Origin of the sequence: Acidovorax sp. 106 (assembly GCF_003663825.1) — a bacterium.
In the GTDB taxonomy this organism is placed as follows: Bacteria; Pseudomonadota; Gammaproteobacteria; order Burkholderiales; family Burkholderiaceae_C; genus Acidovorax.
The window spans coordinates 1,506,781-1,533,240 of sequence record NZ_RCCC01000001.1 but is presented as its reverse complement, the minus strand read 5'-3'; the positions used below and the strand labels follow the sequence as shown (position 1 = coordinate 1,533,240).

The window sequence follows — 26,460 nt, the reverse complement described above, 5'->3', positions numbered from 1 at the left end:
CTGATCTTCATCAACCGGGCTGCAGAATGCCAGACAAATTTGATCGGGATTTGACGCGCCTGCCGGTCCAGCGTCTGCGCTGTGGCGCCGGGGGCAGGGGCTGTCCTGCCTGCGGACCAGATCGGCTGGTTGGAGTTGCTATTGAAAATATAGCTGCTAGCGCTTATTGGATAAGCGCTAGAGGCATTTTCTGAGTGATTGCCTGCCTCGGATAGGCCGTTCGCCCTGAGCCCGTCGAAGGGCTGTTTGCAAAAGGCGCCCTGGCTTCGACAGGCTCAGCCTGAACGGCTGGGGGATGAGCAGACTGAGGCCGGTTGCCAATGAGGCATTTTTTCCTCAAAGCCGGGTTCAGTATTTCACGCCAAAGCGCGCCAGCAGCCAGTCTTGCAGCATCTGCAGCACGGGCGTGGCGTACTCGGGGGTTTCGTTGAACAGCTCGTGAAAGGCGCCTTCGAAGCAGTGCGACTGCACCATGGCTGGCGGCGCTGCCTGCGCAAAGGCGCGGCTGCCTGCGGGGTTGACCAGCCGGTCGGCCCCCGCCCACATCAGCAAAGTGGGCACGGCCCAGGTGGGGGCGGTGGCCACAGTGGCGGGGCCTGCGTCGGCAATGAAGCGGGCCAGCCGGGCGCTGATGCGGTCATGGCACTGGGGGTCGGCCCGGTAGTTGGCCACCACCTGCGCGTCGTGCGAGAGGTAGTGGGCGTCCAGCCCGTTGCCCACGCGCAGGTTGGGGGCGATGCGGGGCAGGGCGGACACCAGCAGTTTTTGCACCGGCCCCAGGCCTGCATCGAGCGCAGGGGACGACAGCACCAGCGCATCCACCGGGCACAGGTTGAGCGACACCAGCCGCGCGGCCACCAGGCCGCCCATGCTGTGGCCCAGCAACACCAGCGGTAGGCCAGGCGGCAGGCGCGCGCGGGTGCACTCGATCATGTCGGCCAGGTCGTCCAGCAGTCGCGTGTCGCTGGTCAGGCCGCCGCGCGGCCCGGCCGATGCGCCGTGGCCGTAGTGGTCGTAGCCGCGCACGGCAAAGCCCCAGGCGTTGAGCTGCTCGGCCAGCGCGCCGTAGCGGCCCGCATGTTCGCCCAGGCCGTGCACCAGCACCACCAGGCCGCGCAGGGGGGTGTTGGCGGCCACGGGCCATTCGTGCAGAGCGAGGTTTTCCCCATCGGCAGCAGTGAAGGGGCTGAGGGTGGAGGGTGAACAGTGCTGGGGCATACCGGGGCGCTGGGTGGCGGGGTGGGCGCGGTCAGCGCAAGGGGTTCAGGGGGCTGCGGTCGCGCTGGTGGCCACCTGGGCCTGCGCCATCGTGGCAATCACATGCGCCACCGAGGCCGTGAGGCGCTTGGCGTAGGGCACATGCAAAAACTCGTTGGGGCCGTGGGCGTTGCTCTTGGGGCCGAGCACGCCGCACACCATCATTTGAGCGGTGGGAAAGCCTTCGCTGAGCATGTTCATCAGCGGAATGGTGCCGCCCTGGCCGATGTAGCCGCAGGGCGCACCAAAGTGGGCTTGCGAGGCTTCGTTGAGCGCTTGCTCGAACCAGGGCGTGGTGGCCGGGGCGTTCCAGCCGGTGGCGCCGCTCAGGCTCTGGAAGGTGACCTTGGCCTGGTAGGGCGCGTTGTCTTCGAGCAGGGTCTTGAGTTCTTGCACCGCCTGGGCCGCATCCACCAGCGGGGGCAGGCGCAGGCTGAGCTTGAAGGCGGTGTAGGGGCGCAACACGTTGCCCGCGTCTTGCAGGGCCGGAAAGCCCTCGGCGCCGGTGACGCTGAGCGTGGGCTCCCAGGTCCGCTTGATCAGTGCCTGCAGCGGGTCGGTGGTGGTGGGCAGCGCAAAGGTGGTGGAGCCGCCGCAGTCGTAGTGCGCCCACGGAAAGCGCCGGTACACCTCTTCGCCCAGGATGGCGGCGGTGGCTTGCGCCTGGGCCTGCCGCTCGGCGGGCACTTCGCAATGGAAGCTCTGGGGCAGCAGGCGGCCGGTGGCGCTGTCTTCCAGGCGGTCGAGCACCTGGCGCATGATGCGAAAGGACGAGGGCACGAGGCCCGAGGCGTCGCCCGAGTGGATGCCTTCGGTGAGGATTTCGACCTTGAGCGTGCCGCTGGCCATGCCGCGCAGGCTGGTGGTGAGCCACAGCTGGTCGTAGTTGCCTGCGCCGCTGTCCAGGCAGATCACCAGGCCCACATCGCCCAGGCGGGGGCGCAGGGCGTCGATGTAGGGCATCAGGTCGCGCGAGCCGCTTTCTTCGCAGGTCTCGATCAGGCCCACGATGCGGGGGTGCGGCACGTTCTGGCGCTTAAGTTCTTGCACGGCGGCGATGCTGGCGTACACGGCGTAGCCATCGTCTGCGCCGCCCCGGCCGTAGAGCTTGCCGTCTTCGTACTTGGGCGTCCAGGGCCCCAGGTCGTTGCGCCAACCGCTGAATTCGGGTTGCTTGTCCAGGTGGCCGTACATCAGCACCGTTTGCGGGGCGTGGGCTTGGGTGGCTTCGATCTCAAAGAACAGCACCGGGGTGCGGCCAGGCAGGCGCACCACTTCCAGGCGCAGGCCCGCCACTTTTTGCGCTTCGACCCAGGCGGCGGCGTTGCGCACCACAGTGTCAAGCAGTCCTTGCTCGGCCCAGTCGGCCGCAAACATGGGCGACTTGGCGGGGATGGCTATGTAGTCGGTGAGCTGGCCCACGATGTCGCTGTCCCACGCCTGGCTCACCCGCTCCAGTGCGAGGGTGGGTTCAAGGGCTTGGGTGGGGACACGGGCGTTCATGGCGGGCTCCTGTGGGCGGTGGAAAAGCACCATTCCAACACAAGCGTGCGGGGGCTGCCATCGAATTTGGCGTATTCCGACCATGGGCCGGGGTGCATGGCGTGGCGGCTGAAAGGGCGCGCAGCCTGGCGCAGCAGGTTCTAGAAAAGCCCAGGCTGCGTCTCAGGCCCCGAGGCAGCGGCCGCCTGCGATGTGGGGCGGCGCAGCACCTCGCCCACCTCCACGCGGTTGCGCCCACGGTTTTTGGCTTCGTACAGGGCGCGGTCGGCGGCAGAGATCAGCATGTCCCAGTGGTCGCCAGACTGCAGCGTGCCCCCATACACGCCAATGCTCACGGTGACCGGAATCTGCAGCCCTGCATGGACGATGCTGGCGGCCTCTACCGCCTCGCACAGCTGCAAGGCCAGCAGGTAGGCTCCTTTGATGGTGGTGTCGGGTAGCACGACCAGGAACTCTTCGCCGCCGTAGCGGCCCACCAGGTCCTGGGAGCGCACCCGCTCGCGCAGCACGTTCACCACGCTGCACAGCACCTGGTCGCCCATAGGGTGGCCGTAGCGGTCGTTCACCTGTTTGAAGTGGTCAATGTCCACCATCATCAAGGCAATGGGCTCGCGGGTGCGTATGGCGCGGGCCACGTCGCGGTCCAGCGCCGCAATCACGGCGCGCCGGTTGGCCACGCCGGTGAGGGCGTCTACCGCCGCCAAGCGCCGATTGCCTGCATCGGCCCGGTCGCGCGCCATGAACACAAAGCCCATGGAGGCCAGCAGCACCACGGCAAAGGCGGTCATGAACGTCATGGTTTGCACGACGCTGGATTGGAGCAGTTGCGCCCCGGCGAGCGGGCTCACGCCCACCAGGGCCACGCGCAGCACCAGCACCAGCGTTTGGAAACCCAGGGCGCCCACCACCAGCCAGGCACCGCGCCCGCCCACGGTGCGCCAGCGCACCAACAGGCTGCCCAGCAGCCACAGGTTCAGCGCGCACAGCAACAGCCCTGCCACCACCACGCGCGCTGAGTAGCTGTCCGACAACAGGGCCATGCACCCCGCCGTCAGCAAGGGCAGCAGCAGCGCCACCCCGCGCGGCAATGCGCGCCCCTGAAACTGCAGCACCGCCGCCAGCATCGACAGGTACACGCCCACCAGCAAGGCGTTGCTGACCACCACAGACAGCAGGTCAGGGATGCGGCCACGCAGCGCAAACAGCAGGTAGGCCATCGCATTGAACAGCAGACCCAGTGCCCATAGCCGCACCCCGTCATCCTTGCGCCCCCAGCCCACCACGGCCATGCCGCCGGCCGTGACCAGGGATGACAGGATGATCATCACCAGCATCGTGGGAACATCGGCGGCAGCAAGGAGCATGGGGCGAGCGAAAAGTGCAGGCAGATAGATTGTGGTGCAAGCCCTGCGCGAGGCGCACCCACAGTCGGTGGGGCGGTGCAGACAAGGCTTGCGCGCGGCGGGGATGCGGTGGCCTGGGCCTGTCCACCCTCTGGCATTCATGTTTGCATGAAATCAGCACCCAGGGCAATAGGCAGTTGCGCTACAAGCTATTATTTTAATAGCAATGTGCCGACGCAAGTTCCCTGCAGTGGGGTGCGTCCCTCAGAATGGTCCGCCGCACGGCCTTGCCGTCCCTGGCACCGTGCGATTCCAAGGAGGTATCAGATGTCTCGCCAAGTGTTGGTGGTGCTTGGGCACCCTTGTTCAGACAGCCTGTGTGCCGGGCTGGCCACGGCCTATGCCGACGCCGCCCGCGCCGCCGGGGCCCAGGTGCGTGTGCTGCGGCTGGGCTCGCTGGCGTTTGACCCGCTGCTGCATGCGGGCTACCGCCAGGTGCAAGCCCTGGAGCCTGATCTGGTGGCGGCGCAGCAGGACATCCTCTGGGCGCAGCACTTGGTGTGGGTGTACCCCATTTGGTGGGGGGCGATGCCTGCGTTGCTCAAGGGGTTCATCGACCGGGTGTTTTTGCCCGGCTTCGCCTTCAAGTACCGCGAGGGCTCATCGATGTGGGACAAGTTGCTGGCTGGGCGCACCGCCGAGCTGCTGGTCACCATGGATTCGCCGCCCTGGTACTTTCGCTGGGTGACACGCATGCCGGGCCACCAGCAGATGAAGCGGGCCATCCTGGAGTTCAGCGGCGTCCGGCCGGTGCGGGTGCACAGCTTTGGGCCGGTGCGCAGCGCCAGCCCCACGCGCATCGCCCAGTGGCTGGAGAAGGCGGGCCAGCTGGGCTCGCGCCAGTCGGGGTAGCTGGCGCTGGGGAGGGGTAGCTCAGGCGTTTTCGAAGCGAAACACGGCCGTGCCCGCCAGCGCATTGGGCAGCCAGCGCACCTCGCGCCCGTCCTGCAGCCCGAAGGAGTCGAGGATGCGCAGGCGGTTCTTGTGCGCCAGCACCTCAAAGTCTTTGTAGGTGCCCACGCGGATGTTGGGTGTGTCGTACCACTGGTAGGGCAGGCGGCGCGTGACGGGCATGCGCCCTTGCAGGATGGACAGCCGGTTGGGCCAGTGCGCAAAGTTGGGGAAGGCCACCACGCCGGTGCGGCCCACGCGAGCGGTTTCGCGCAGCATCACTTCGGCGTTGCGCAGGTGTTGCAGGGTGTCGATCTGCAGCACCACGTCAAAGCTGTTGTCGCCAAACATGGCCAGGCCTTCGTCCAGGTTGAGCTGGATCACATCGACCCCGCGCTGCACGCAGGCCAGCACGTTGGCGTCGTCAATCTCTACGCCGTAGCCGGTGCAGCCGCGCTCGCGTTGCAGGTACGACAGCATGGCCCCGTTGCCGCAGCCCAGGTCCAGCACGCGCGAGCCTTGGGGCACCAGGCGCGCCAGGGCTTCCAGGGTGGATTGTTCGCTCATGCAAACTCCTTTGCAATGCTATCGAAATAAGAGCGCATCACGCTCATGTAGCGAGCGTCATCGAGCAAAAAGGCATCGTGCCCGTGGGGCGCGTCGATCTCGGCGTAGCTCACGCGGCGGCGGTTGTCGAGCAGGGCCTTGACGATCTCGCGGCTGCGCTGGGGCGAGAAGCGCCAGTCGGTGGTGAAGCTCACCAGCAGAAACTTGGCCTGCGCGCGTGCCAGCGCCAGGGTGAGGTTGTTGGCGTGCGCGCGGGCCGGGTCGAAGTAGTCAAGCGCCCGGGTGATGAGCAGGTAGGTGTTGGCGTCGAAGTACTCGCTGAACTTGTCGCCCTGGTAGCGCAGGTAGCTTTCGATTTGAAATTCGATGTCCTGCGTGCTGTAGAGATAAGCCCCCACGCTCTGCGCTGGCGCGTCACCGCTGCCCTCCAAGGGGGCCTTTTCGAGCACCTGATGCCTTAACTGGCGGCCGAACTTCTCGTTCATCACGTCGTCGCTCAGGTACGTGATGTGCCCGATCATGCGGGCGATGCGCAGCCCGCGCTTGGGGATGACGCCGTGGCGGTAAAAGTGTCCGCCATGAAAGTCCGGGTCGGTCACGATGGCGCGGCGAGCGACCTCATTGAAGGCAATGTTCTCGGCCGTGAGGTTGGGCGCGCTGGCCACCACCACGGCGTGGCGCATGCGCTCGGGGTGTTGCAGCGTCCAGCTCAGGGCCTGCATGCCGCCCAGGCTGCCGCCCAGTACGGCGGCCAGTTGCGCGATGCCCAGGCGGTCAAGCAGGCGGGCCTGGGCGTTGACCCAGTCTTCCACCGTGACCACCGGAAAGTCTGCGCCGTAGATCTCGCCCGTGTCGGGGTGCGCATGCATCGGGCCGGTTGAGCCGAAGCACGAGCCGAGGTTGTTGACGCCAATGACGAAAAAGCGGTTGGTGTCCACCGGCTTGCCGGGGCCGATCATGTTGTCCCACCAGCCCTCGCTCTTGGGCTGGCCCTCGTAGACGCCCGCGACGTGGTGCGAGGCGTTGAGGGCATGGCACACCAGCACCGCGTTGGACTTGTCGGCGTTGAGCGTGCCGTAGGTCTCAAAGGCCAGGTGGTAGTCGCGGATGGACGCACCGCTTTGCAGCGGCAGAGCCTCCGGAAAATGCATGGATTGGGGCGTGGCAATGAACGACATAAAAAAACCCGGCATCGCTAAAAACGAGGCCGGGCGGGTATGTCGGACGGGTCTTTAGCAGGATTTATAAAGCGCCCGCAAGCTGTGGCAAATCGGCGCGTTGTTTAAATATACCAAAAGCACTCACGCCTGCGCTACCCGATTCCGCCTGCTGTCTGGCTTAACCTGCCGGAGCAAAGATCGCCAGCAAGCCCAGCACCAGGAAGATCACCGCAGAGATCATGTGCACTGCGCGGATCGGCACCTTGCGCGTGATGCGGTCGCCCAGCCACACCACAGGGGCATTGGCCAGCATCATGCCCAGCGTAGTCCCAGCCACCACCCACAGGTAGGCGTTGTACTGCGCTGCCAGCATCACGGTGGCGATCTGTGTCTTATCGCCCATCTCGGCCAGAAAAAACGCCACCACCGTGGTGCCGAACACGCCCCAGCGCGGTTTGCCATCGGCGTCGCCCTCGTCGAGCTTGTCTGGGATCAGCATCCAAACCGCCATGGCGATGAAAGAGGCGCCCAAAATCCAGCGCAGCACCTGCGGGCCGATGAAGGTGGTGACCCAGGCGCCGACGGCGCCCGCCAGGCCATGGTTGACCAAGGTGGCGACCAGAATGCCCAGAACAATGGGCCAGGGTTTGCGGAAACGGGCTGCCAATACCAATGCGAGCAGCTGGGTCTTATCGCCCATCTCGGCCAAGGCGACGATGGCGGTTGAAACAAAAAAAGCTTCCATGGTGGGGGTTCAATCCGGCCGGATTGTGTTGAGACGCGCATTGACTGCACCCCCGACTCCGGCCATTGGATCGGCATGCAGTCAATGGTCTCGCCCAGCATTCAAGCCGCATACGCCATAGGTTTTCAAGAAACCCAAGTGTGTTGACGCATGCCCCGGCGCATTGCGCAACCGGCGGGCTACTCCCCAAAGACCCTCGAATTTTAGCGCAATGCAATGCCTATTTTCCCGAACAAGAAAAACGCGGGTACAAATAAAAAGCCACAACACCCATAAAGTGATTAATAATGGATTGGTCCTTATGTCGAGCTTTGCGCGGCACGAGGGCGCCGAAGTAAGCGGTGATTGGTCAGTTTCGCGTCTTTGAAGTCGTCACAGGTTTGTTGATTGCGTCGGGCTCCATCGCGTTTTCATGTTTTTTGAGGAGTCCCTCCATGGGCAACAAACTTTACGTGGGCAACCTGCCCTATTCTTTCCGCGACCAAGATCTGGAACAAACCTTCAGCCAGTTCGGCTCCGTAGGCAGCGCCAAGGTCATGATGGAACGTGACACCGGCCGCTCCAAGGGTTTCGGCTTTGTCGAAATGGGCAGCGATGCCGAAGCACAAGCCGCCATCCAAGGCGTGCACGGCCAAAACTTTGGCGGCCGTGACCTCGTGGTCAACGAAGCCCGTCCTATGGAACCCCGCGCTCCACGCAGCGGTGGCTTCGGTGGCGGCAATGGTGGTGGCGGCTACGGCGGCGGTGGCCGCAGTGGTGGCGGCGGCTACGGCGGTGGCCGTGAAGGTGGTGGCGGCGGTTACGGCGGTGGCCGTGGCGGCTACTAAGCACTTCGCTGCTTAAAGCACCCCGTTCGGGCAGGCGTTCAGTCTGGCCCGCAACAATCAAGGAGCCTTCGGGCTCCTTTTTTTATGCCTGAGACTTTGCCGCCACACTGGTTGGCTCCCATGCATCGGCTTGCTTTTTTTTTAATTTTGTGGCGCATAATGCCAAAGCGAGTTTTTCTCGCTTCTGGTTTGCGGTGATCCGTCAGTTTCGCGCTGAGAGCGTCATTGAGATTAGCTGGCTGCGTTTTCGGGACTCCATCGCTTTATTCATGTGTTTTTGAGGAGTCCTTCGATGGGCAACAAACTGTACGTCGGCAACCTGCCTTACTCGGTGCGCGACAGCGATCTGGAACAGGCTTTTGGCCAATTCGGTGCCGTGACCAGCGCCAAGGTCATGATGGAGCGCGACACAGGCCGCTCCAAGGGCTTTGGCTTTGTTGAAATGGGCAGCGATGCCGAAGCACAAGCCGCCATCCAAGGCATGAATGGCCAGCCTTTGGGTGGTCGTGGCATTGTGGTCAATGAAGCACGCCCCATGGAGCCACGTCCTCCACGCAGCGGTGGCTTCGGTGGCGGTGGCGGCTTTGGCGGTGGTGGTGGTCGCAGCGGTGGCGGCGGCTACGGTGGTGGTGGCGGTGGCTACGGTGGTGGCCGTGAAGGCGGCGGCGGTTATGGCGGCGGTCGTGAGGGCGGCGGCGGTGGCTACGGTGGTGGTCGTGGTGATGGCGGTGGTCGTGGTGACGGTGGCTTCCGTAGCCCCTACGGCTCTGGCCCACGCAACGGTGGCGGCGGTCGCAATGGCGGCGGCGGTGGCTACGGTGGCGGCAACAGCGGTTACTGATCCCATCCAGGGCTATTTGGCCCCAAGATGCGCAAAAAGCCCCTTCGGGGGCTTTTTTGTTGCCTGTGCACAATGGAGCGCGGGGTTTGTCAGCGTCCGGTTTCGGTTTGGCGGCGTTTGCGTGGCCGTCCGGCCAGCAGTTTGTCAAACACGGCATTGGGCAGGGCGCGCAGCAGTTTGGCCACCACGCCCATTTGCCAAGGGATGACGCGGTAACTGTCTGCCTTGTCGATGGCCTGGAAGGCCTGGTCTGCAAAATCCTGGGGCTGCATCAAAAACGGCATGCTGTACCGGTTTTGGCGGGTCAAAGGGGTGTCGATGTAGCCGGGAGACAGGGTGACCACACGCACACCAAAGGGGCGCATTTCGCCGCGCAGGCTTTCGCAGTAGCTGATAACCGCGGCTTTGCTGGCGCAATACGCGCCGTGGCCGGGCAGGCCCCGGATGCCGGCCACGCTGCCAATGCCCACCAAGGTGCCGCTTTTGCGCTCTGTCATGCCCGGCACAAAGGGGTGGAAAGTGGCGGCCATGCCGATGTTGTTGGTGGCAAAGGTGCGGGCCATGACGTCCAGGTCGTCGCGGTCGGCGGTGTCCATGCCCACGCTGATGCCCGCGTTGGCAATCACCACATCGGGCAGGCCCTGGCGCGCAAGGCAGTCTTTGCCAGCAGCCACGATGCTGTCGGTGATGGCCACATCGGCACTATAAATTTCATAGCTGCTAGCGCTTATTCCATTTGCCTCAGCCCACGATTTGACTTCAGCTGTGCGCCGCGCCACCAAGGCCAGGCGGTAGCCCGCCTGGTGAAAGCGCAGTGCCAGGGCTTGTCCGATGCCGCTGGAGGCTCCGGTGATGAATGCGAGGGGCTGGGTCATGGCATTTGCTTGTGCGGTGGCGCAATGGCGCTGGGGTTACTTGGGCGCCGCCGTGCCGCCGGGCATGAGCATGCCGCGCACCCTGCCGCTCAGTTGCAGCACCTGGTCGAGGTTGTTGTACTCCATGGCGTCTGCCGTGAAGCGGTCGCTGCCCCGAGTGAGCTGGACTGGCTGATTGGAGCGCACCTTTTCTTCCTGGGTGAATGCGTGCAGAAATTCCCCACGGAACTCCAGCCGGGGTTGCGCGGATGCGCCCTGGCGTGCGGGCACGGCCTCGCGCGTCACGATGGCGTTGCCAAACAGTTGCACCTCGGAGCCGTCGGCGTTGCTCAGGGCCCGGTCCGATGTGGCGAAAGTCAGACGCCCGTCGAGTGCAATGGAGCGCATGCGGGCTTTGTCGATTTCCAAGGTATCGGTGGCCGGGAAGTGGCGTGCCGTGTCGCCCTGTACCTCGCTTTGGAGCCGCCCCTTGGCATCGAAACTTTTGACGGCAAAGGTCTTCATGGAATAGTCCGGCTGGTCTGCTGCCACCTTGGGGGCGGTGGCCACCAGCGGGGTGGGGGCATTGCGCACCAGCCACCAGGTGCCCAGTGCCAGCAGACCCATGAGGAGCACCGGCAGGTACAGCGAGAGCCAGTCTACGGCTTGCAGCATGCGGCGCATCATGCGGCGTAGTCCGACAGCAGGCGGGCGTAGGCGCCTGTGGCCACCAGCAGCAGGTCGCAAAATTCGCGCGCTGCCCCCTCGCCACCGCGTGCCTGGGTGGTGTGGTGCGCGCATTGGCGCACTTCCAGGTGGGCGTTGTGGGGTGCACAGGCCAGTGCGCTGCGCCGCATCACGGGCAGGTCGGGCCAGTCATCGCCCATGGCGGCCGCCTGCGACCAGTCCAGCCCCAGGCTGGCGAGCACTTGCTCAGCGGCGGGGCGTTTGTCTTCGGTGCCATAAATGGCGTGCTCCACCCCCAGGGCCTTCAGGCGCACGCGCAGCGGGGCGGAGTCTCGCCCGGTGATGATGGCGGGGGTGATGCCCGCCTTTTGCAGCAGCTTGATGCCGTGGCCGTCCAGGGTGTTGAAGCGCTTGAGGGTTTCGCCCGCTTCGCTGAACAGCAGGCCGCCATCGGTCAGCACCCCATCCACGTCAAAAAAGGCCACGCGCACGCTCTGGGCGCGCAGCAGCAGCTCGGGGGGGAATTGCAGCACGGGAAAGGTTACGTCAGAGGTCATTACACAGCATTTGAACAGGCGCGGCCAAAGCCAGTGCACCCGTGGAACCGGCTTCGCCGGGCCGGGGGGTGCGTCCCTCTTGGGGGGAAGGCGCGAAGCGACTCAGGGGGGTCATATCACTTTTGCCCGCATCAGATCGCCAATGTGCACCACGCCGGTCAGTGCGCCGCCCGCGTCCACCACCAGCACGCTGGTGATGCCGTGGGCTTCCATCATCTCGGCGGCGTCTACCGCCAGCGCATCGGCCGCAATGCGGCGTGGCGAGGGGTGCATGACCTGGGCTGCTGTGGCGGTGCGCAAATCGGCTCCCGCCTCAATGCGGCGGCGCAAGTCCCCATCGGTGAAGACGCCCAGCACCTGGCCGTCTGCGTCCACGATGGCCGAGGCGCCCAAGCCTTTGGCGCTCATCTCGCGCATCAGGTCGCTGAACGATGCGTCGGGCGCCACGCGGGGCACCTGGCTGCCGCTGCGCATGACATCGCTGACGTGCGTGAGCAGTTTGCGCCCCAGCGAGCCGCCCGGGTGCGAGCGCGCAAAGTCTTCCGGGCGAAAGCCACGCGCATCCAGCAGGGCCACGGCCAGGGCGTCGCCCATGGCCAGCTGGGCGGTGGTGCTAGCGGTGGGGGCCAGATTCAGGGGGCAGGCTTCGCGCTCCACGCTGCAGTCCAGCACCAGATCGGCATGGCGTGCCAGGGTGGATTGCAGTCCGCCGGTCAGTGCGATCAGGGGCGCGCCCAGGCGCTTGAGCACGGGCAGGATGGCGGTGAGTTCGCCGCTTTCGCCGCTGTTGGAGATGGCCAGCACCAGGTCCGCGCCAGTCACCATGCCCAGGTCGCCGTGGCTGGCCTCTGCGGGGTGCACAAAAAACGCCGGGGTGCCGGTGGAAGCCAGTGTGGCGGCAATCTTGCGGCCTACATGACCGCTTTTGCCCATGCCCATCACCACCAGGCGGCCGGTGGTGCGCAGCACCATCTGCACGGCCTGGGCAAAGCGCTCGTCCACGCGTTCTGCCAGCCCTGTCAGTGCGGCGGCCTCGATGTCAAAGGTCTCGCGGGCCAGTCGCAGGGCTTGCTCTGCATTGAATGGAGGGGGCGTGGAGGGGCTGGCGGTCATGCCGGGATTCTATCGACCGGGGCGCCATGGCTGGGCGATAGGCGTCTCAACGCCCCTGTGCCTCGTATAGCATCAGCCTATGTCTTCCCTCGCCCTGACTTTGCTGTACCTGCTGGCCGCTGTGCTGGGGGTGGTCGTCTGCCGCAGCCTCAAGCTGCCGCCCATGTTGGGCTATCTGGCGGCCGGGGTGTTGATCGGGCCCCACGCCATGGCACTGGCCCAGAACTCCGAAGGCGTGCGGCACCTGGGTGAGTTTGGCGTGGTGTTCCTGATGTTTGCCATTGGGCTGGAGTTCAGCCTGCCCAAGCTGCGGGCCATGCGCCGCCAGGTGTTTGGCCTGGGGTTGATGCAGGTGCTGCTGACCATGGCGGTGGTGGCGGGCGGCGGGATCTTGCTGTCTTACGCGGTAGGCGGCATCTGGGACATGGGCTGGCAGACGGCGCTGGCGTTGTCCGGCGTGCTGGCCATGAGCAGCACGGCTATCGTGGTCAAGCTGATGGCCGAGCGTGCCGAACTGGAGAGCGAGCACGGGCGCCGCGTCATGGGAATTTTGCTGTTCCAGGACCTGGCCGTGGTGCCGCTGCTGGTGCTGATTCCAGCGCTGGGCTCATCGTCAGACCAATTGCTGGTGGCCCTGGGCTGGGCGCTGCTCAAGGCCATCGTGCTGGTGGGGGTGCTGCTCACCGGCGGGCAGCGGGTGATGCGCTGGTGGCTGACCCTGGTGGCGCGCCGCAAGAGCGAAGAGCTGTTCATGCTGAACCTGCTGCTCATCACCCTGGGCCTGGCGTGGCTGACCGAGCTGGCGGGCCTGAGCCTGGCGCTGGGCGCCTTCATTGCCGGGGTGCTGGTGTCTGAGACGGAATACCGCCACCAGGTGGGCACCGACATCCGTCCCTTTCACGACGTGCTGCTGGGCCTGTTTTTCATCACCATCGGCATGATGCTGGACTGGCACATCCTGGTGGACCGATGGGGCCTGGTGCTGGCGCTGCTGGCGGTGCCGCTGCTGGTCAAGTCGCTCATCATCCTGGTGCTGGCCCGGCTGATGGGCGCCACCACGGGCGTGGCGCTGCGCTCGGGCCTGTTCCTGGCGCAGGCGGGCGAGTTTGGCTTTGTGCTGTTGTCGCTCACGCAAGAACATGGCTTGGTGCAGCCTGCGCTGATGAACCCGATCCTCGCTGCCATGGTGCTGTCGATGCTGGCCACGCCCTTTCTCATCATGTACAGCAACCGCATCGTGATGAAGCTGGTGGCCAGCGACTGGCTGCAGCAGTCGCTGCAGATGACCACGATTGCGCGCAAATCCATCAACACCAGCAAGCACGTCATCATCTGCGGCTATGGGCGCTGCGGCCAGAACCTGGCGCGCATGCTCGAGCGCGAGAACATCCCCTACATGGCGCTGGACCTGGACCCGGACCGCGTGCGCCAGGCCGCTGCGGCGGGTGATTCGGTGGTGTACGGCGATGCCACCCGGCTGCAGGCGCTGATGGCGGCGGGCCTGGTGCGCGCCAGCGCGGTGGTGGTGACCTACATCGACGTGCCCGCAGCCCTCAAGGTGCTGGCCAACACCCGCTCGCACGCGCCCCAGGTGCCTGTGGTGGTGCGCACGCAAGACGATTTCTCACTCGACAAGCTGCAGGCGGCCGGGGCCACCGAAGTGGTGCCCGAGGCCATTGAAGGCTCGCTCATGCTGGCCAGCCATGCGCTGGCCCTGGTGGGCGTGCCGATGCGCCGGGTGCTGCGCCTGGTGCAAGACCAGCGCGACGCCCGCTACAACCTGCTGCGCGGGTACTTCCATGGTGCGGACGATGACACCGTCAACGAGCGCGACCAAGAGCGCATGGCCACCTTCAGCTTGCCCCTGGGGGCCAAGGCCTTGGGCTGCCCCTTGGGCGACCTGGCCTTGCCTGCCGTGGGGGTGCGTGTGGTCAACCTGCGGCGGGCCAATGGGCACCAGACCCAGGTGGTGGATACAGCGGTGCTGCAAGAGGGCGATACCCTGGTGCTGTCCGGCCACCCCGCCGCCCTGGCGTTGGCCGAGGACAAGCTGCTGCGGGGGTAGCAGAGTGGATCCCCCTGAGGCGCTGCGCGCCTTCCCCTTCTCTCTGCGCGCTACGCGCTCCGGGGAGGGGGGCGATGCCCTCGCTGCGGGGCGGCCCTTGCTTGGCATCTCTGGCCTGGTGTGTGCCAGTTGCCGGGGCTGACTCAAAAATATGAATGAAATATGGCTCCAGCGCTTATCTATCAAGCGCTAATAGCTATATATTTAATAGCAATCTACAAAAGCTCGGCAGGCCCAGGCCGCCCGAACAGGTAGCCCTGGAACTGCAGGCAGCCGTTGCGCAGCAAGAACTCGCGCTGGCCTTGCGTCTCCACGCCCTCGGCCACCACGTCCAGCCCCAGGCTCTGCGCCAGGGCGACGATGGTGCAGGCAATGGCGGCGTCGTTGGGGTCGGTGAGCACGTCGCGCACAAAGCTCTGGTCGATCTTGAGCTGATCGAGCGGTAGCCGCTTGAGGTAGCTGAGCGACGAGTAGCCGGTGCCAAAGTCGTCCAGCGAAAACCCCACGCCCCGCTGGCGCAGGGACTGCATCTTGGCAATGCTGTCTTCCACATCGTGCAGCAGCAGGCTCTCGGTCAGTTCGATCTTGAGCTGCTGGGGGGGCGCACCGGTTTCCGTCAAGGCCTGCCACACCTGGGCGACAAAGTCCGGGTCGCGGAACTCCTGCGCACTCACGTTCACGGCCACCGTCCAAAAGCGGGTGGTGGGCTGCTGGTGCCAGTGCGCGAGTTGGGTGCAGGCCATGCGCAGCACCTGCTGGCCTAGCGGCAGGATCAGCCCGGTTTGCTCGGCCAGCGGGATGAATTCGCCTGGCGACACCATGCCGCGCTGCGGGTGGCGCCAGCGCACCAGCGCCTCGGCGCCCAGCACCTGCCCACCCTCGTTGACCACCGGCTGGTAGTGCAGCAAAAACTCGTTGCGCTCAAGCCCCAAGCGGATATCGCCCTCCAGGGCCGAGCGTGCCGAGGCCGCAGCCTGCATCGCCGGGTCAAAAAAGCACAGCGTGTTGCGACCCTGGGCCTTGGCCTGGTACATGGCCAGGTCGGCACGCTTGAGCAGCTCTTGCACCGGCTGCGCCTGATCGCGAAACAAGGTGATGCCAATGCTGGGCGTGCTGTGCAGCACCGAGCCTTCCAGTGCGTAAGGCTTGTTCAGCTCCAGCCGCACCTTCTGGGCCACCAGCTCAGCCTCCACCGCCGCCTGCGTGGGGTCTTCGTGCAGGTCCTGCAGCACCAGCACAAATTCGTCGCCTCCCAGGCGGGCCACGGTGTCGCTGGCCCGCACGCTGGCGGTGATGCGCTGGGCCACTTGCACCAGCAACTGGTCGCCCCACTCATGGCCCAGGGTGTCGTTGATGCCCTTGAAGTTGTCCAGGTCCAGAAACAATAAGGCACCGTGCTTTCCGTCGCGCGCGCGGGAGGCTACGGCGCGCTCGAGCCGGTCCGTCAGCAGGCGCCGGTTGGGCAGGCCGGTGAGCTCGTCGTAAAACGCCAGGCGCTGGATTTCAGCCTCGGCCTTCTTGCGCTCGGTGATGTCGCGGGCAATGCCCCGGTAGCCAGCGAACTGCCCCTGGTCGTCGTAAAAAGGCTCGCCGCTGACCGACACGCACATCATCTCGCCCGAAGGGGTCTGGCGCTGGATTTCAAAGTCGTGGAACACCTCGCGGGCTTGCAGCTGGGCCCGATGCTCCACCCACAGCGTGTCGTTCACAAAGGTGTTGTCCAGCTCCCAGCGGGTGCGGCCATAAAAGGAGTTGTCCTGGATGCCGACGGCTTCGCTCGATCGCCCGTCCAGTCGCACAAAGCGCAGCTGCGCGTCCTGCTCCCAGTACCAGTCTGACGACAGGTGCGTGAGGCTGCGCCAGCGGGCTTCGCTTTGGCGCAAGGCCTCCACCGTGCCCAGGTAGTCCGTCACATCGGTGAAGGTGCGCACCCGGCCGCCGTCGGGCATGGTGCAGGTGCGCACCTCCAGGTAGCGGCCGCCCCGTGTGCGCCGCACATAGCTGTCGGGCACGCTGTGGCCGCGCCCCTGGGTGGCGTACTCGGCCTGTACATAGGCGCGGGCCGTGGCCTCGATCAGCTCGAACCCCATGCCAAAGTCCCCGCGCTCGGTCTGAAAGCGCACAATGTCTTCGTGGCTGGGCTGGTTGGCCAAAAAGGCCTCGGGCAGATCCAGCAACTCCAGGTAGCGCTGGTTGTAGACGCGGATCTTGCCGTCGGCATCGACCTTGACGATGCCCTGCGACACGCTGGCCAGGGTGGCGTGCAGTGCGTTGGACTTCTCGCACAGCAGCGCGCTGGTGCGCAGCAGTTCGGCATCCACCTTGCGCCGCTCTTCCTGGGCACGGCGCGCCATCTCCAACTGGCCTACGGTGCTCAGCAGCGGCTGCAGAAACTGGATGTCCGCTGGGGCGTAGCCATTGTTGCTGTTGGCCAGCACCACCATCGCCACCATATTTTGCGCGGCGTGGATGGGCAAGCCCATGCAGGTCCGCAGGGTGGGCAGACCTGGCGGCGGGGCCTGGCAGCGTGGGTCGGTGCTGGCGTCATTCACGATCAGCGGCTTTTCACTGGCCAGCACGGCGCCGATCAGCGAGGCGGGCTCGTCAAACACCATCGCGTCTTGCGAGCGCCGCACCGTCTGCATGCGTGTGGCCTCGTCCCAGCGGATGTCTGTCATTGCATGCACATGCAGGGCCGGGGCACGGCCGGGGGCGGGCTGCACATGGCCCACCATGCCAAAGCTGCTGCGGGTCAACTCCATCAGCTCTTCGAGCAGGGCGTCAAACGCCGCCTGGGGGCGCGCGCTGGCAATGAACACCGCCTGCGCCCGCGAAATGGCCTGCAGCAAACGGTGCTGGCGGTTCAGCATGGCCTCGGCAGAGCGGCGCGCGCGCGCGCTGGTGCTGCGCTCCAGCACGGCTTCAATCTGCGCGGGCAAGGCCAGCAGGTAGTTCAGTCCGGGGTCCTGCACCGCAAAGTCGGCAAAGCCGTGGCGCATGGCATGGGCGGCATGGCCCTCCTGGCCGGGCCTCACCAAGATTAGGGCTGGCACGCTGTGCAGGGTTTCCAGTACGTCATAGGCACCACCGTCGTCCACCTGCTGGGTGCACACCACAATGTCCACCGCCTGTTGGCGCAGGCGCTCGCGGGCGGCCTGCACGCTGCTGGTTACGTCCACCCGCCAGCCCAGCCAGGGGTCTGCCAGCGCAGTGACCAGCGCCTGGGCGTGTTCCCTATCGTTGTCAATCAAAAGGACGGTGATGGGCATGGACTGGGGTGGAGGGCAGGCAGCCAGGGGCGCGAGAACATCCGTTAGGACTTAGAACAGGTTCCTGCGCAAATCGGGAGGCAACAGCCACCTTTGCTTTGGGCTGAACGGCTTGCTTGTGCCCTGTTTTGCGTAAGTCATGTTCGGTATCCGCGCATCGTGCCTGCCATTGTGCAGAGAACGGGTCGACATGGCACACAATTTGGAACAATACGCCCCCTTCGTTGTGGCGCAGCGCCGCACAGCGTCTTTTCGATAGCGCCCTGGCGCCGGGTCTGACCGGCAGGGGCGCTTTTTCCCGTGTTTCAGGATTCACCTTGCGGCCTCAGGCCGTTTTTGCCATGCAGTCATTCAGCGTCAACCAGTACCTTCGTCAACACATCCGCACGGTGCCCGATTGGCCCGCGCCGGGCGTGCAATTTCGCGACATCACGCCGCTGCTGCAAGACCCCAAGGTGTTTCGCGTGTTGATCGATGCCTTTGTGCACCGCTACATGGACAAAGCGCTGCGCCCCGATGTGGTGGCAGGGCTGGACGCACGGGGCTTCATTCTGGGCGCCGTAGTGGCCTACGAATTGAACGTGGGTTTTGTGCCCATCCGCAAAAAGGGCAAGCTGCCCTTCACCACGGTGGAAGAAACCTACGAGCTGGAATACGGCAGCGCCACCGTGGAGTTGCACACCGATGCCGTCAAGCCCGGTGACCGCGTTCTGTTGATCGACGACCTGATCGCCACCGGCGGCACCATGATGGCCGGGCGCCGGCTGCTGGAGAAGCTGGGCGCGACGGTCACCGAGGGTGCGGCCATTGTCGATTTGCCCGAGCTGGGTGGCTCACAGCGCCTGCGGGACTCTGGCCTGCCGCTGTTCACGCTGGTGGATTTTGCCGGGCACTGAGCCGCATGAGCGCTGCCACCCGCTGCCACCTGCCCTCAAAGGTGGCAGCGGGCCTGCGGGTCATACAGGCCATCAGGCGCTCTCAGCCCATTGGGCCAGGCAATGCAACAGCCATTGGGCAAACAAGTGGGGGGTTTCTGGCGCGTGGTGGGATGGCATGGTTGCAGCCCCTTCAGGCAGGTTGCGCAGCTGCAGCGGGCAACTCCGCTGTCGGGTTGGCCGCCCCGTTGCGCGCCGCGCGGTCCCAGGCTTTTTCGTGGAAGAAAAACGCCACCGCTTGCACCGTGGGCTCCAGCAGGCTCAGCGTGAGCGACGCGAGCAGATTGCCCGTCACGGCGTAGGCCACCATGGCCGCCACGCAGATGTGGATGAGGTAGTAGCTGCCCGTTTTCATGAGCATGGTCTTGTTCTGGCGGGCGATGTGGCGGATGTGGGACATGGCGGGCTCCTTGGGAGTGTCGGGTGTACGGCTGGGACTGGTTCAAATGGTAGGCATTCTCAATAGCTAATGCCAATTGGCATTGGCTAAACAAAAGATAGTCACTATGAATAAGCGGGCGCGATGGCTCCGCAATGCCTGGTTACCGCTCGCCCCAAATCCATACGCCGCGTGCTCTTTCTTCGCAACACCCCCGTTGCTATGATGGTTCTCTTTTCAACAGCGCAAGCGCGCAAGCGCTACTGGGAGCACACATGGCCCTGATGGACTTCATCAAGAAACAGTTCATTGACATCATCCAGTGGACTGAAGACAGCGACGGCACCCTGGCGTGGCGCTTCCCGATGCGCGACATGGAAATCCAGAACGGCGGCACGCTCATCGTTCGCGAGTCGCAGATGGCGCTCTTCGTCAACGAAGGCAAAGTGGCCGACGTGTTTGGCCCCGGCACGCACAAGCTCACCACGCAGACGCTGCCCGTCCTGACCTACCTGAAGAACTGGGACAAGCTCTTTGAGTCGCCCTTCAAGAGCGACGTCTACTTCTTCAGCACCCGCCAGCAGATCGACCAGAAGTGGGGCACGCCCCAGCCCATCACCATCCGCGACAAGGACTTCGGTGCCGTGCGCCTGCGCGCCTTTGGTAACTACGCCTTCCGCGTGGCAGACCCCAAGCTGTTCCACACCGAAATCTCCGGCACGCGCGAGGAATACACCGTGGCCGAGGTGGACGGCCAACTGCGTGGCCTGGTGCTGCAAAACATCAGCAACGCCATCGCCAGCAGCGGCCTGCCCTTCCTGGATTTGGCGGCCAATCAGATCGCGTTTGCCGACGCGCTGGCCAAAGAGCTGCAACCCGCTTTTGCCAAGATCGGTCTGCTGCTCGAAGCCATGACCGTGCAGAACGTGTCGCTGCCCGAAGAGCTGCAAAAGATCCTCGACCAGAAGATTGGCATGGGCATGGTCGGCAACGACATGGCCAAGTTCATGCAGTACCAGACGGCGCAGGCCATCCCCAAATTTGCCGAAGGTGCGGGCAATGGCGGTGGTATTGCGGGCGACGCCATGGGCCTGGGCGCGGGCGTGGCGCTGGGCCAGGTGCTGGCGCAAAACCTGCAGCAGGGCCTGCAAGGCGGCGCGGCCCAGGCGGCCCCTGCTGCTGTACCCGCAGCCCCGGTGGGTGTGCGCGCCGACGAGGTGATGGCCACGCTGGAAAAGCTGGGCGACCTCAAGGCCAAGGGCATCCTCACGCAGGAAGAGTTCGACGCCAAGAAGGCAGAGCTGCTGAAAAAGCTGGTCTGACCGAATTTGCTATTAAATCAATAGCTGCTCGCGCTTGTTGAATGAGGGCTGGAGGCAATTTTTGCCTTCAGCCCTTGTTCGCAGGTGACGTCTACTCGCTCACCGCCTTCCCATCGCCTGCCCATGGCCACAGACCCAACCCAGCGCGCCTACCGCGCCCCTTGCCCCGGCTGCGGCGCGCCGGTGGAATTCAAGAGCGCGCAATCCACGCACGCCGTGTGCGGCTACTGCCAAAGCACCGTGGTGCGCAGTGGCGATGTGCTCACGCGCCTGGGCAAGATGGCCGAGCTGTTCGACGACCACAGCCCGCTGCAGCTCATGGCCAGTGGGCGCGCCAAGCTCGATGGCAAGGAGCAGCCCTTCACCCTCATCGGGCGGCTGCAGTACAAAACCGAGGCCGGGGTCTGGACCGAGTGGGTGGCGTTTTTGCAAGACGGCACCATGGCCAGCCTGGGCGAAGACAACGGCGCCTACGTCTTCACCCGCCAGATCAACCCAGGCCGCGAGCTGCCCGAGGCCAGCCGCTTTCGCCTGGGCGCCACCACGGCCATCAACGGCAAGAGCTACAGCGTGGCCTTCAGTGGCCGCGCTCAGCTGTTGTCGGCCCAGGGCGAGCTGCCCAAACTGCCGCCCCTGGGCCAGCCGTTTGACATGGTGGAGCTGCGCAGCGCCGACGGCGAAGTGCTCAGCATCGACTACGGCCACACCCCGCCCAATGTAGAACGCGGCACCTCGGTGCTGCTCGAAGACCTGCAACTGCAAGGCCTCAAGGACGCATCGGCCAAGGAAGAAAAAGGCCGCCAGTTCAACTGCCCGCATTGCGGCGCACCCGTGCAGGTACAGCTGTCCACTACCAAGAGCCTCACCTGCGGCTCGTGCGCCAGCCTCATCAACCTGGACAGTGGCGTGGGCGGCGAGCTGCGCGCTGCCGTGCAGGACGAGCCCGTGCAACCCATCATCCCGCTGGGCACCAAGGGGCAGCTGCAGGGCGTGCACTGGCAGGTGGTGGGCTTTCAGCACCGCATGGGCGTGGAGCCTGGCGACGACGAACACTTTGGCTGGAGCGAGTACCTGCTCTACAACCAAAAGCGCGGCTTTGCGTTTCTGGTCGACTCCGAAGAAGGCTGGAGCATGGTGCGCCCCACCACCGGCGCGCCGCAGCTGGCGTCCACCGGCCGCTCGGCCACGTACATGGGCACCAAGTACGACCTCAAGTACACCTACGAGGCCGAAACCACCTACGTGCTGGGCGAGTTCTACTGGCAGGTGAGCCGGGGCCAAAAAACCTCCAACCGCGACTTCGCCAGCAGCAAAGGCCTGCTATCGCTGGAGCAAAGCGCCAACGAGATCACCTGGTCGTCGGGCGACAAGCTCAGCAGTGACACGGTGGCCAAGGCCTTCAAGCTCGACGACAAGAAGGACGTGCTCCAGCGTGACGACACCGGTCCGTTCGTGGCCAAGTCGGGCATGGGCTGCGGCACCATCATCCTCATCGCGGTGGTCATCATCATCTTGCTCATCCTCATGAGCCGCTGCTCCAGCTGCGACCCCCGGGTCGAGAACTGCTCCTCATCGGGCTACCGCAGCTCGGGCGGCTCGTACGGAGGCTACTCCTCCGGCGGCGGGCACAAGTGACATGCACATGACATTGCAATGACATCGAAACAACCAGACTTTCACCGGAGAACCGCATGACCAAATTCGAATGGCTTCACCCCCTGTCCATCGGCGGCACGCTGCTGTATGCCCTGATGGGCATCATCATCTTCTGGGTGGCCTTCATCATCATCGACAAGATCACGCCCTACGACCTGTGGCGCGAAATCGTCGAAAAGCAAAACCAGGCCCTGGGCCTGGTGGTGGCCGCCATGTGCCTGGGCATCAGCATCATCGTGGCGGCAGCGATCCATTGACGTGTCGTTGGCGCGCAAGCCTGTGCGCTGTGCGGCTCCAATGTGTCGCCTGGGTAAATTATTAAATAATAATTGTTCTCGTTTGCATTAAGATGTGACGTTCAGTATTTGGCGCCTTCTGCAAAGAAGCGCGCGCTATTCAGGACGTTGACATGGCAATTGATTCCAGTACGGGCAGCAAGGCTGCCCGTTTTCCTTTGGGCCGCATGGGCGCGGCCCTTTTAGTGGGTTTTGGCTCTTGGGGCGGCCAGGCCCTGGCGCAGGACACTCCGCGCACGGCCGCAGAACTGCCGGCCGTGCAGGTCACGGGCGCGCAATATGACCCTGACGATGTGCGCCCCGAAGGCGTGACCACCGCCACCAAGACCTACATGGCGCCCAAAGACATTCCGCAGACCATCGACACGCTGGAAGTCAACAAGTACAAAAGCTACGGCATCAACGACCTGGCCACCATGCTCGATGGCGTGCCGGGCGTCAACACCAGCTACGACATGCGCGGCGAGGGCGTGATGATCCGGGGCTTTGCAGCGGACTCGGGCGATATCTACCGCGACGGCGTGCGCGAAAGTGGCCAGGTGCGCCGCAGCACCGCAAACGTCGAACGGATTGAAATCCTCAAAGGCCCCGCATCGGTGCTGTATGGCCGCAGCGCGGGCGGTGGGGTGATCAACTTGGTCAGCAAACAGGCCCGCTTTGATGCCAAGAGCAGCCTGACCCTGCGAGGCGGCTCGTGGGACAACTACGGTGGCACCCTCGACATCAACAAGGTCATCAACCCCAACGTGGCCGTGCGCCTGACGGCGGACCGCGAGCAGGCGCACAGCTTTCGCAGTGGCATCCGCAACAAGAACGAGATGGTGTCGCCCAGCATCACGGTGGACACACGTACCGGCCTGCGCTGGACGGGGCAGTACACCTACGACAACGTATGGCGCGTGCCCGACCGTGGGCCTGCCTACGATCAGTTGCCTGCGGGGGTGTCTATTCGGCAAGGGTTTGCGCAGCCTGGAGACTATGTGGAAGACCGCCTGCGCGTGCTCCGATCAGACCTGAGCTACGACTTCAATGCCGCTTGGAGCCTGCGCTGGGTGGCCAGCAAGCGCGAGGCCAGCCAGGACTTTGATCACTACTTTGCAGGTACCTACTGCAACGCGCAGGGCCGTACATCGGCGGGCGTGGCTTGCTCCAACCCAGGCCGCGTACGCCAGAGCTACGCCTGGCAGGAAACCAGTAACAAGACGACGAACCACACCCTTGACCTCAGTGGCCGGATGGATGTGGTTGGCATGCGCCATGAATTGCTGGTGGGTCTGGAGCACAGCGAGGAGGTGCGCAACCCCCGTTTGTTCTCTACCGCCAACAGCAACGGGTTTGTCGATCCGTTCAATCCGGTGCTCAACGCAGTGCGCCCCGTTCAAGGCGCCCCGTCACAGCAAAATCTGCATGAGGCGCAAGCCAAAGCGCTGTACGCCCAAGACCTCATCCACCTTGCACCGCAATGGAAGTTGCTGGTCGGTGCCCGCTACGACAGTTTTGACTTCACGACTTTGAATCAGCTCACTGGGGCCCAGCGCACGACCAGCGGCGATTCTGTGAGCCCGCGCGCTGGCCTGGTCTGGCAGCCTGTGCGTGACCACAGCCTCTACACCTCCTACAGCAAGAGTTTCTCTCCCTATGGAGGGCGTGGGCTACTGAGTGTGTCCGTGGATCCCAATGCCGTGTTTGATGCGGAGCCTCAGCACTCGCGCCAGATCGAGGCTGGCGTCAAGAGCGATTGGCTGGATGGCAAGTTGTCCACCCAACTGGCGGTGTACCAGCTGGAGCACTACAACATCCGTTACCAGCCAGAGCCCGTGAACAACCCTCTGCTGTACATGGTGCGGGGCAAAGAACGCTCGCGCGGCATTGAGTGGAGTGCCGCAGGGCGCGTTGCGCCTTCGTGGTACGTGCGCGGTGGCATCGGTTTGATGAGCGCCAAGGTCGTGGAGGACCGCAGCGTGCCTGCCAACGAAGGCAAAACTTTGCGCGACACGGCCAAGCGCAACGGCAATCTGTTCGTGCGCTACGCGCCCGAGGGGGCCTGGTACGGAGAGTTGGGGGTCACGCACACCAGCAGCCGCTACACCAACGAGGCCAACACCACGCGCCTGCCTGGCTATACCCGCTGGGACGCCTTGATCGGTTGGCGCGCTGCCCCTTGGAGCGCCACCCTGGCCCTGTCCAACCTGCTGGACAAGGAATACTGGCGCTCTGCCAGCATGCCCGGTGCCCCGCGCAGCGTGCTGCTGAGCGTGAACTACCAGTTCTGAGCGCCTTGCCCCTGAGGGCGCCTGTGTGTAGCGTGGACGCCATACTGCCCGTTGCTGTCGGGGTTTGGCGGGCAGAGGCCAGGGCATTCACCCCCACAATACCGGGTTGATTTGTCAGGGCATTGCCTGGTCTTTCTCCCATGTCTTCCACCTCACACCCAGCGCCGGGCGCCGCAGCGCCTGAACGGCCCACCCCAGGCCCCCGCCCCATCGACGTTGCCCTGCTCATCAGCGTCTTCGTGGTGGCGGCCTGTGGCCTGCTTTACGAGCTGGCGGCGGGGGCGCTGGCGTCGTATGTGCTGGGCGATTCGGTGCTGCAGTTCTCTACCATCATCGGCACCTACCTGTTTGCCATGGGCGTGGGGTCGTGGCTGTCGCGGTACTTTGATCGGCAGCTGCCCGCGCATTTTTTGCGCATTGAGCTGCTGGTGGCGTTGATTGGCGGGGCGCTGCCTGCCACGCTGTTTCTGGCCAATGCGTATGCGCCGGGGGCCTTTCGGTTTTTGCTGTACGGCATGGTGCTCATGGTGGGCACGCTGGTGGGGCTGGAGATTCCGCTGGTCATGCGCATCCTCAAGCGCAACACCGCCCTCAAGGACCTGGTGTCGCAGGTGCTCACGTTTGATTACCTGGGCGCGCTGGCCGTGTCCATGGCCTTTCCGCTGCTGCTGGTGCCGCACCTGGGGCTTATTCGCACGGGGCTGCTGTTTGGGCTGATGAACGCGGCGGTGGCGCTGTGGGCGGTGTGGCTGTTTCGCGCGGAGCTGCGCCGCCTGCGGGCGCATGCGGTGGCCTGCGTGATGGTGCTGCTGGCGCTGCTGGCGGGCTTTGCCGGGGCCGACCACATCACCACCCTGGCCGAAGACAAGTTCTACCAGGACCGCGTGGTGTTCAGCACCGCATCGCCCTACCAGCGCATCGTGGTCACCCACGGCAAGGCCGGGCACCGGTTGTTCCTCAACGGCAACCTGCAGTTTGCCGAGCGTGACGAGTACCGCTACCACGAGGCCCTGGTGCACCCGGCCATGGCGGCGCACGGCCGTCCGAAGCGCGTGGCCGTGCTGGGCGGCGGGGACGGCATGGCGGTGCGCGAAATTCTCAAATACCCCTCGGTCGAATCCGTCACGCTGGTGGAGCTGGACCCGGCCATGACCCGCACCTTCACCGAGCACCCCACACTGGCGCGGCTGAACGGCGGCGCGCTGAAGAACCCCAAGGTGCACATCGTCAACACCGACGCCTTCCAGTGGCTGCAACAAGGGGAAGACACTTTTGACGTCATCGTGGTGGACTTCCCGGACCCGACCAACTTCTCCATCGGCAAGCTATACACCAACAGCTTCTATTCGCTGCTGGACAAACGCTTGTCGGCCAGCGGCTACGCCGTGGTGCAAACCACCTCGCCCCTGGTGGCGCGCCAGAGTTTTTGGACGGTGGTGGGCACCATCGAATCGGTGGGCTTGCGCACAGCCCCTTACCACGCCCATGTGCCCAGCTTTGGCGAGTGGGGCTACGTGCTGGCCAGCCGCCGCCCCTGGCGCATGCCCGATGCGCTGCCCGGTGGCTTGCAGTTCCTGAGCCCGCAAACGCTGCCGCTGCTGTTTGACTTTCCGCTGGACATGGCGCGGGTGCCTGCCGAGGTCAACCGCCTGTCCAACCAGGTGCTGGTGCACACCTACGAGCGCGAATGGGGCAAGGTGGTGGCGCACTGAGCCCCGCGGCTGGGCGCGGCGGGGAGCACGTGCCGTGGCCCCATGGGGTTCTAGGGGCGTCGCTCAGGCTTTGGCGATGCGCGGCCCGTATTGCCGCTACCATGCCAAAAAACAGGCGGTAACCGCTGGAAACAAGCGCCTTGGGCGC

At 64.8% G+C, this 26,460-nt stretch carries 22 protein-coding genes and 1 riboswitch; of the genes, 10 read left to right on the top strand and 12 right to left on the bottom strand.

Annotated features, from left to right (window positions below):
* Positions 1-348 precede the first annotated feature (348 nt).
* The 3 genes from C8C98_RS06830 to C8C98_RS06820 form a co-directional block, all read right to left on the bottom strand.
* Positions 349-1,218, bottom strand: a complete 870-nt coding sequence (locus C8C98_RS06830) for an alpha/beta hydrolase (RefSeq protein ID WP_121453649.1) — start codon at positions 1,216-1,218, stop codon at positions 349-351.
* A gap of 45 nt (positions 1,219-1,263) precedes the next feature.
* Positions 1,264-2,760, bottom strand: a complete 1,497-nt coding sequence (locus tag C8C98_RS06825; protein ID WP_121453648.1) for a M20 family metallopeptidase — start codon at positions 2,758-2,760, stop codon at positions 1,264-1,266.
* Positions 2,761-2,900: 140 nt separating this feature from the next.
* Positions 2,901-4,124: a diguanylate cyclase gene (locus tag C8C98_RS06820; protein WP_121453647.1), complete on the bottom strand. Its 1,224-nt coding sequence runs from the start codon at positions 4,122-4,124 to the stop codon at positions 2,901-2,903.
* A 306-nt stretch (positions 4,125-4,430) separates the two neighbouring features.
* Between C8C98_RS06820 and C8C98_RS06815 the strand changes: the two genes are divergently transcribed.
* Entirely contained in the window at positions 4,431-5,015 is a 585-nt protein-coding gene (locus C8C98_RS06815; RefSeq protein WP_121453646.1) for an NAD(P)H-dependent oxidoreductase, read from the top strand.
* Between the two features lie 21 nt (positions 5,016-5,036).
* Here the strand turns inward: C8C98_RS06815 and metW are convergent, their stop codons facing one another.
* The 3 genes from metW to C8C98_RS06800 form a co-directional block, all read right to left on the bottom strand.
* Complete coding sequence (gene metW, locus C8C98_RS06810; RefSeq protein ID WP_121453645.1) at positions 5,037-5,621, bottom strand: methionine biosynthesis protein MetW; 585 nt, start codon at positions 5,619-5,621, stop codon at positions 5,037-5,039.
* A complete protein-coding gene (locus tag C8C98_RS06805) occupies positions 5,618-6,799 on the bottom strand; it encodes a homoserine O-acetyltransferase (protein WP_121456085.1) in 1,182 nt (393 codons plus the stop codon). The genes metW and C8C98_RS06805 overlap by 4 nt, the downstream gene beginning before the upstream one ends.
* A 160-nt stretch (positions 6,800-6,959) precedes the next feature.
* Positions 6,960-7,526 (bottom strand): TMEM165/GDT1 family protein, encoded by a 567-nt coding sequence (locus C8C98_RS06800; RefSeq protein ID WP_121453644.1) that lies wholly within the window; start codon positions 7,524-7,526, stop codon positions 6,960-6,962.
* Positions 7,527-7,542: 16 nt separating this feature from the next.
* Positions 7,543-7,726, bottom strand: a riboswitch (yybP-ykoY riboswitch).
* 234 nt (positions 7,727-7,960) lie between these two features.
* Here C8C98_RS06800 and C8C98_RS06795 point away from each other — a divergent pair.
* Positions 7,961-8,353, top strand: coding sequence for an RNA-binding protein (locus C8C98_RS06795; RefSeq protein WP_099657122.1), 393 nt, complete (start codon positions 7,961-7,963; stop codon positions 8,351-8,353).
* Between the two features lie 292 nt (positions 8,354-8,645).
* Positions 8,646-9,194 carry an RNA-binding protein gene (locus C8C98_RS06790; RefSeq protein ID WP_121453643.1) on the top strand — a complete coding sequence of 183 codons (549 nt, stop codon included), beginning with the start codon at positions 8,646-8,648 and terminating at the stop codon, positions 9,192-9,194.
* Positions 9,195-9,283: 89 nt separating this feature from the next.
* On the opposite strand, the gene C8C98_RS06785 is transcribed toward C8C98_RS06790, so the two are convergent.
* The 4 genes from C8C98_RS06785 to C8C98_RS06770 all read right to left on the bottom strand — a co-directional run bounded on the left by C8C98_RS06785 (position 9,284) and on the right by C8C98_RS06770 (position 12,405).
* The gene (locus tag C8C98_RS06785; protein ID WP_121453642.1) at positions 9,284-10,069 is read right to left on the bottom strand and encodes an SDR family oxidoreductase; all 786 of its coding nucleotides are present in this window, start codon (positions 10,067-10,069) and stop codon (positions 9,284-9,286) included.
* Between the two features lie 36 nt (positions 10,070-10,105).
* Positions 10,106-10,735: an LPS export ABC transporter periplasmic protein LptC gene (gene lptC / locus C8C98_RS06780; protein WP_121453641.1), complete on the bottom strand. Its 630-nt coding sequence runs from the start codon at positions 10,733-10,735 to the stop codon at positions 10,106-10,108.
* On the bottom strand, positions 10,732-11,292 hold the full coding sequence (locus C8C98_RS06775; RefSeq protein WP_121453640.1) for an HAD family hydrolase: 561 nt from the start codon (positions 11,290-11,292) through the stop codon (positions 10,732-10,734). Before C8C98_RS06775 ends, lptC begins: the two co-directional genes overlap by 4 nt.
* A 111-nt stretch (positions 11,293-11,403) precedes the next feature.
* Positions 11,404-12,405, bottom strand: coding sequence for an SIS domain-containing protein (locus C8C98_RS06770; protein ID WP_121453639.1), 1,002 nt, complete (start codon positions 12,403-12,405; stop codon positions 11,404-11,406).
* A gap of 79 nt (positions 12,406-12,484) precedes the next feature.
* Between C8C98_RS06770 and C8C98_RS06765 the strand changes: the two genes are divergently transcribed.
* Positions 12,485-14,470 carry a monovalent cation:proton antiporter family protein gene (locus tag C8C98_RS06765; protein WP_121453638.1) on the top strand — a complete coding sequence of 662 codons (1,986 nt, stop codon included), beginning with the start codon at positions 12,485-12,487 and terminating at the stop codon, positions 14,468-14,470.
* Positions 14,471-14,685: 215 nt separating this feature from the next.
* Here C8C98_RS06765 and C8C98_RS06760 read toward each other — a convergent pair whose 3' ends face one another.
* Positions 14,686-17,739 (bottom strand): EAL domain-containing protein, encoded by a 3,054-nt coding sequence (locus C8C98_RS06760; RefSeq protein ID WP_121453637.1) that lies wholly within the window; start codon positions 17,737-17,739, stop codon positions 14,686-14,688.
* A 341-nt stretch (positions 17,740-18,080) separates the two neighbouring features.
* On the opposite strand from C8C98_RS06760, the gene C8C98_RS06755 reads away from it, so the two are divergent.
* Positions 18,081-18,635 carry an adenine phosphoribosyltransferase gene (locus C8C98_RS06755; RefSeq protein WP_121453636.1) on the top strand — a complete coding sequence of 185 codons (555 nt, stop codon included), beginning with the start codon at positions 18,081-18,083 and terminating at the stop codon, positions 18,633-18,635.
* 172 nt (positions 18,636-18,807) lie between these two features.
* Here the strand turns inward: C8C98_RS06755 and C8C98_RS06750 are convergent, their stop codons facing one another.
* A complete protein-coding gene (locus C8C98_RS06750; protein WP_121453635.1) occupies positions 18,808-19,074 on the bottom strand; it encodes a DUF2061 domain-containing protein in 267 nt (88 codons plus the stop codon).
* 254 nt (positions 19,075-19,328) lie between these two features.
* Between C8C98_RS06750 and C8C98_RS06745 the strand changes: the two genes are divergently transcribed.
* The 5 genes from C8C98_RS06745 to C8C98_RS06725 all read left to right on the top strand — a co-directional run bounded on the left by C8C98_RS06745 (position 19,329) and on the right by C8C98_RS06725 (position 26,312).
* On the top strand, positions 19,329-20,375 hold the full coding sequence (locus C8C98_RS06745) for an SPFH domain-containing protein (RefSeq protein ID WP_121453634.1): 1,047 nt from the start codon (positions 19,329-19,331) through the stop codon (positions 20,373-20,375).
* Between the two features lie 123 nt (positions 20,376-20,498).
* Positions 20,499-22,010 carry a DUF4178 domain-containing protein gene (locus C8C98_RS06740; RefSeq protein ID WP_121453633.1) on the top strand — a complete coding sequence of 504 codons (1,512 nt, stop codon included), beginning with the start codon at positions 20,499-20,501 and terminating at the stop codon, positions 22,008-22,010.
* 56 nt (positions 22,011-22,066) lie between these two features.
* Positions 22,067-22,288, top strand: coding sequence for a DUF350 domain-containing protein (locus C8C98_RS06735; RefSeq protein ID WP_121453632.1), 222 nt, complete (start codon positions 22,067-22,069; stop codon positions 22,286-22,288).
* Positions 22,289-22,494: 206 nt separating this feature from the next.
* A complete protein-coding gene (locus tag C8C98_RS06730; RefSeq protein WP_370450435.1) occupies positions 22,495-24,600 on the top strand; it encodes a TonB-dependent receptor in 2,106 nt (701 codons plus the stop codon).
* 140 nt (positions 24,601-24,740) lie between these two features.
* The gene (locus C8C98_RS06725) at positions 24,741-26,312 is read left to right on the top strand and encodes a polyamine aminopropyltransferase (protein ID WP_121453630.1); all 1,572 of its coding nucleotides are present in this window, start codon (positions 24,741-24,743) and stop codon (positions 26,310-26,312) included.
* The last annotated feature ends 148 nt before the right edge of the window (positions 26,313-26,460 follow it).